General features: G+C 47.1%; 6 protein-coding genes. 3 read left to right on the forward strand and 3 right to left on the reverse strand.

The genetic code is table 11. The features are described 5' to 3' along the window. Positions 1-295 precede the first annotated feature (295 nt). Complete coding sequence (locus tag R2Q26_RS15070) at positions 296-1,261, forward strand: arsenic resistance protein (RefSeq protein ID WP_317537039.1); 966 nt, start codon at positions 296-298, stop codon at positions 1,259-1,261. A gap of 117 nt (positions 1,262-1,378) precedes the next feature. Here R2Q26_RS15070 and R2Q26_RS15075 read toward each other — a convergent pair whose 3' ends face one another. After that, positions 1,379-2,302 carry a histone deacetylase family protein gene (locus tag R2Q26_RS15075; protein ID WP_317537040.1) on the reverse strand — a complete coding sequence of 308 codons (924 nt, stop codon included), beginning with the start codon at positions 2,300-2,302 and terminating at the stop codon, positions 1,379-1,381. 26 nt (positions 2,303-2,328) lie between these two features. Then, positions 2,329-3,894: an amino acid permease gene (locus tag R2Q26_RS15080; protein ID WP_317537041.1), complete on the reverse strand. Its 1,566-nt coding sequence runs from the start codon at positions 3,892-3,894 to the stop codon at positions 2,329-2,331. Positions 3,895-4,098: 204 nt separating this feature from the next. Here R2Q26_RS15080 and R2Q26_RS15085 point away from each other — a divergent pair, with 204 nt between their 5' ends. Together R2Q26_RS15085 and R2Q26_RS15090 are read left to right on the forward strand one after the other, a co-directional pair. Next, on the forward strand, positions 4,099-4,275 hold the full coding sequence (locus tag R2Q26_RS15085) for a hypothetical protein (RefSeq protein WP_317537042.1): 177 nt from the start codon (positions 4,099-4,101) through the stop codon (positions 4,273-4,275). 242 nt (positions 4,276-4,517) lie between these two features. Then, positions 4,518-4,889: a glycine zipper domain-containing protein gene (locus tag R2Q26_RS15090; RefSeq protein ID WP_317537043.1), complete on the forward strand. Its 372-nt coding sequence runs from the start codon at positions 4,518-4,520 to the stop codon at positions 4,887-4,889. Between the two features lie 115 nt (positions 4,890-5,004). Here R2Q26_RS15090 and R2Q26_RS15095 read toward each other — a convergent pair. Beyond that, on the reverse strand, positions 5,005-5,190 hold a 186-nt coding region (locus R2Q26_RS15095; protein WP_317537044.1), incomplete at its 5' end, for a hypothetical protein.

Here is a 5,190-nt window from a genome sequence, read left to right on the forward strand (position 1 = left end):
AAAGAAATTACGAAAGTATGATTGCCATGGCATGTGGATATCTGTGGCTACCTATGTGAAATGTCAACAGACCCTAGTTAATCATCCCTGAAAAAATTTTTTTCAGGGATGATTTTTTATTGGAGCCAAAATGACATTTCCAAATATGCAACATTGGCTAAGCAGGGATGAGATCGCACAGTTCAAGCCATTCATCGGGCTTATTTTCACCAGACAGTAGGTTAAAAGCCGATATTGCTATTGTGCTTGCGATTCGACTGCAGAGTTAGCTCGCACAATCTGAGAGAGGATTCTTATGCTGACGCGCCAGTCACTTGAAAAATACCAGGTTATTATTTACCTGGCAGCCATTGGCTGTGGCCTAGTCGTGGGCAGATTGTCTCCGGATAATATCTCATTTCTGGAAGTGCTACTCTGGCCGCTTCTGGGTGTGCTGCTATACACCACCTTCATTCAGGTGCCGCTGGTACATTTGCGCGAAGCATTTATCGATTCACGCTTTGTTGCGGTCGCAGTGATAGGCAATTTCATACTGCTACCTGTGGTCGTATCGGGTTTGTTGATGCTGGTAACCGAGGAACCGGCAATCCGTCTGGGTGTGTTGTTGGTATTGCTGATGCCATGCACCGATTGGTTTATCACCTTTACCCATCTCGGTGGGGGTGACACTAAGCTGGCCATTGCTTTTTCGCCAATTAGTCTGCTGCTGCAGATTATTCTGCTGCCGGTTTATCTGTGGGTATTTCTGGGTGAAAATTTTGTCATTACCTTGGCGCAAAATCAAATGCTCACCGCATTTGCTGGCTTGATTCTGTTACCTTTATTTGGGGCTTATCTGACAGAAAAATGGGCAGAAAGAAATAAGGGCCGACGTTATCTATTGGATCAGTTAGCCTGGTTGCCAGTGCCACTGCTTGCGCTGGTCGTTTTTTTCATCGCGGCAACGCAGGTTGGTCTCATCATAGGCTCAACCTATTTTCTGGGCCAGTTGCTGTTGGTGTTCATTGTTTTTCTCATTATGGCAGGATTGATTGCCTATCTACTTGCACGTCAATTTGCACTTTCGCCTGAGCAGGGTAGGGTTTTGGCATTCAGTTTCGGCACACGCAACTCATTTGTTATGTTGCCACTTGCGCTTGCGCTGCCGTCCTCATTCGAATTAGCTGTCGTGGTTATTGTTTTTCAATCGCTGGTCGAACTGCTTGGGATGGCGTTTTATCTTTGGTGGGTGCCAAAACAGCTTTTCCCTATACCTACTTGAGTATTGTAATTCTTGTATGATGTGCTAAGAGGCTAACAAAAACGACGAGTAAAGCTGTGAGCGAGACTGCTCAGTATTTTGAAGGTGCGAAAGTGTCGAATGCGGATGCTCACCAAACTACAATCCACACAATACCTTGATATGGGCAGTGGCACTTCTACCGAGCGCATGGAGTGCATAACCGCCTTCCAGGGCAGAGACAATGTGCTTCTGGGCGTATTTGTCGGCGATCGCTTTAATCTGCTCGGTTACCCAGATGTAATCCAATTCGATCAGATTCAGATGGGCCATGTCATCTTCCCGATGCGCATCAAACCCAGCGGAAATGAAGATCATTTCTGGTTGGAAGCTTTCGAGTGCTGGTAACCAGTGCTGGGTGACAGCAGAACGAAAAGCCAGACTATCTGTGCCTGCAGCAAGCGGCACGTTGATGATGTGATCGCTGCTGCTATCCGCGCCACAAAATGGATAAAAGGGATGCTCAAAAGTAGAGCAGAGCATGACGCGAGGGTCATGTTTGAAAATATCTTCGGTACCATTGCCGTGATGGACATCGAAATCTGCAATCGCGACCCGCTTTAGATCATACTGCGCCATGGCGTGCGCAACGCCGACAGCGATATTATTAAAAAAGCAGAAACCCATTGCCTGGTCATGGGTGGCATGATGACCAGGCGGGCGGACATTACAAAATGCATTTTCTACCTCACTGGTCATAACGAGGTCAGTGGCCAGTACCACGGCTCCGGCTGCACGATATGCCGCCTCCAGTGTAAAAGGATTCATGAAGGTATCGGCATCGAGACTGATTAATCCATGCTGCGGTGCAACCGTTTCAATGGATTTGAGATAGCTTCCCGAATGCACACGCGCGAGCTGTTCATGCGTCACGCGTGGAGCCTGGTGCTGCTGCAGCAGCGGAAAGATACCGGATGCAATCAATTCATTTTCAATCGCTCGCAGTCGCTCTGGTGATTCTGGGTGATCATACCCCATGTTATGCTCAAGGCAGGCGGGATGGGTAATATAGGCTGTCTGCAACAATTTCTTCCTATGTTTGCAAGTTCTTAGTTCTTTTGCTTTAGCGGCTCATAACCATCTCGGTAATCCGCAAGAGAGCGAATCGGTTCAATGATGTTTTCACCACCAGTGGGTGTTTTGATGCTCAGCGCAACGTGACTTTTACGGTAGCCGTACAGGAAATAAACAATTAAACCAATTCCTGTCCAAATCGGAAATACCAATTTGGCATCTGTTGGTAGGAAGAAAAAGAGCGTTATACAGCCGACTATGGCGAGAGGCCCTACCAGCCAGATAGCCGGTGTTCTGAAAGGTCTGTTGCGATCTTTATTCTTGATGCGCAAAATCATTACGGTGAATGCTACCACCATAAAGGCGAATAACGTGCCGGAATTGGAGATATCCGCGAGCTTGCCAACCGGCAAGAAGGCAGCAGCAAATGTCACTCCGATACCGGTTACCATGGTAACGATGTGTGGTGTTTTGAATCGTGCATGGATGCGACTCAGCGCTTCCGGCAGCAGGCCATCACGGGACATAACGAAAAAGATGCGCGTCTGACCAAACAGCATCATGAGGATAACCGACGGCAAAGCCAGGAAAGCGGCCAGGCCGAGCAGATTGCCAACCTTTTCCCAGCCTATTTCACGCAGCACATGCGCCAGCGCTTCTCGTGAGCACACAATCGGTTGCTGCCCGAGAGCAGCAAGGGATTGGCACTGTTCAGTCAGTACCATCGAGCCGGACAATAAACCATTGCCAGCTGCATCCATCACTGGTTGCGCGCCAACCGCGCCAATCACGCCGGCTGATACCAAAAGATAGAATAAGGTGCAGATTGCCAGTGAGCTGATGAGGGCAAGGGGAATGTTTCGCTGAGGATTTTTAGTTTCCTCCGCAGCGGTTGATACCGCATCAAAACCAACATAGGCGAAAAAAATGGAAGCAGCTGCCGTGACCACCCCAGAGCTACCTAACGGCAAAAATGGCTGGAAATTTTCCAAATCAGCGACAGGCAGAGCCAGGGCAATGAAAGCTGTCAGGGCAGTGATTTTGACCGCCACCAGCGCGGCATTAAATGCAGCACTTTCGCGCGTGCCGATGACGAGTAGGCCTATGACCAGCAAACAGATGATCGCCGCGGGCAGATTGATTATGCCACCGGCAAAGGGACCGTTCGCCAAAGCAAAGGGAATTTCGATCCCGAGAGAATTATTCAGGAGCCCTACGAAATAGCCTGACCAGCCTACCGCAACTGCGCTGGCAGCCACGGAATACTCAAGTATTAATGCCCAGCCTACTATCCATGCCACGAATTCACCCAGTACCGCATAGGAGTAAGTATAAGCAGAACCAGAGACAGGCACCATCGAAGAAAGCTCGGAATAGCAAAGTGCTGCCACCGCACATACAAAACCAGCGATAACGAAGGCAATCATCATGCCAGGGCCTGCTTTCTGGGCAGCTTCAGCAGTCAATACGAAAATACCAGTCCCGATAATAGCACCCACCCCCAAAAGTGTCAGTTGCCATACCCCCAGCGAGCGGTGAAGGCTTTTTTTCTCGGCTGTAGCCAGAATGGCATCTAGCGATTTTACGCGCCAGAAGATCATAGATTTCCCCTTTCAATTTAAACGAATATTTTCTAATAATCCTAAATTCTGTGCAGGATAGTGTACAAGAAATGGCGTTACTATAAAGATGAAAAAGCCATGAAATAGCTACTGAAAAATGAGATCAAGCAGGTATGAACGATTATTCTGAAAGAATCTTTCATGCTGCCACCAGGAAAGTTAACGTTTGTAGGAGATCATTCAATGAACAGACATTATCTCAATCCGCTTTTTTCTCCTCGATCTGTAGCTGTGATTGGTACGAGTAGCCGTGTAGATTCTGTTGGATGGGTCGTGTTTAAGAACATGCTGGAAAGCGGCTATCAGGGCAAGCTCTATGCGGCTAATCCGAATCACCCCTTATCCACCCTGCTGCACTAATACAGGTCATTCATTATCAGTTCAGCAAAGGGAAGGTATCTTTGGAATTCAAACACCAGTAAAATGGATGTCAGATCAGAACTGACGGTTACTCATTAATTAAAAATTTGCAAACATTAGTAGTGATGGTATGCATTCAAGCTTGTTATGATGAAACATGTAATTATATTCTCCAAAGTTCTGATGATAAGTATTGCTATTTAATATATTAATTAACCTACTTTAAATAGGACGTTTACTCTATGAAATTGAAATACTTTCTCTTGGCGCTTGCATTGGCAACGGTGGAAGTTAGCGCAGACAACTCCACACTTGATGCAGCAATTGGTGGGGCACTGGGCGGGGCTGCTGGAGCAGCACTTGGTAATGAGGTTGGGGGTCGTAACGGTGCGATTATTGGTGGCGCACTGGGTGCAGGGGTAGGATCTGCGATTAGCACAGATGATGACCATCGCCGTGCACCACGTAGAAATCAATATTATGCCGCTCCACCGGGAGGTCAGTATTATGGTGCACCACCTAGAGGTGTTCGCCATCAACATAATCATTATTACGATGATGATGATCGTGGTTATCACTGCCCTCCCGGCCAGGCAAAAAAGGGTCGATGCTGATTAACAGAAGAATTCTAAATCATTACATCTAGTCTTTTTAAGTAATACCAAAGATCATTGATTAATGCATGAGCCAAGGGATAATGGTTCATGTATTAATCGGTTCTTCTTTTCTTTATATCCGCTGTCCCTGGAAAACTGTTTTTCTGGGACGACTAGCTAAATCCTTATCTTGCCGAATCAATAATGTGGCGACCAAATTATATGACTGCTGCTTTTCGAGGTCTAAGAAGCTGTTTGGAAACTCCTGCTCTAGGTTAATCGCCTCAACATAATACGGGTCATAGCGATGTAAATCCAA

The organism is Nitrosomonas sp. Is37 (genome assembly GCF_033063275.1).
GTDB lineage: Bacteria > Pseudomonadota > Gammaproteobacteria > Burkholderiales > Nitrosomonadaceae > Nitrosomonas.

Excerpts from the sequence above, each read along its gene's own strand:
- R2Q26_RS15070 (WP_317537039.1), top strand. The coding sequence starts at position 296 with ATGCTGACGCGCCAGTCACTTGAAAAATACCAGGTTATTATTTACCTG.
- R2Q26_RS15080 (WP_317537041.1), bottom strand. The coding sequence starts at position 3,894 with ATGATCTTCTGGCGCGTAAAATCGCTAGATGCCATTCTGGCTACAGCC.
- R2Q26_RS15085 (WP_317537042.1), top strand. The coding sequence starts at position 4,099 with ATGAACAGACATTATCTCAATCCGCTTTTTTCTCCTCGATCTGTAGCT.
- R2Q26_RS15090 (WP_317537043.1), top strand. The coding sequence starts at position 4,518 with ATGAAATTGAAATACTTTCTCTTGGCGCTTGCATTGGCAACGGTGGAA.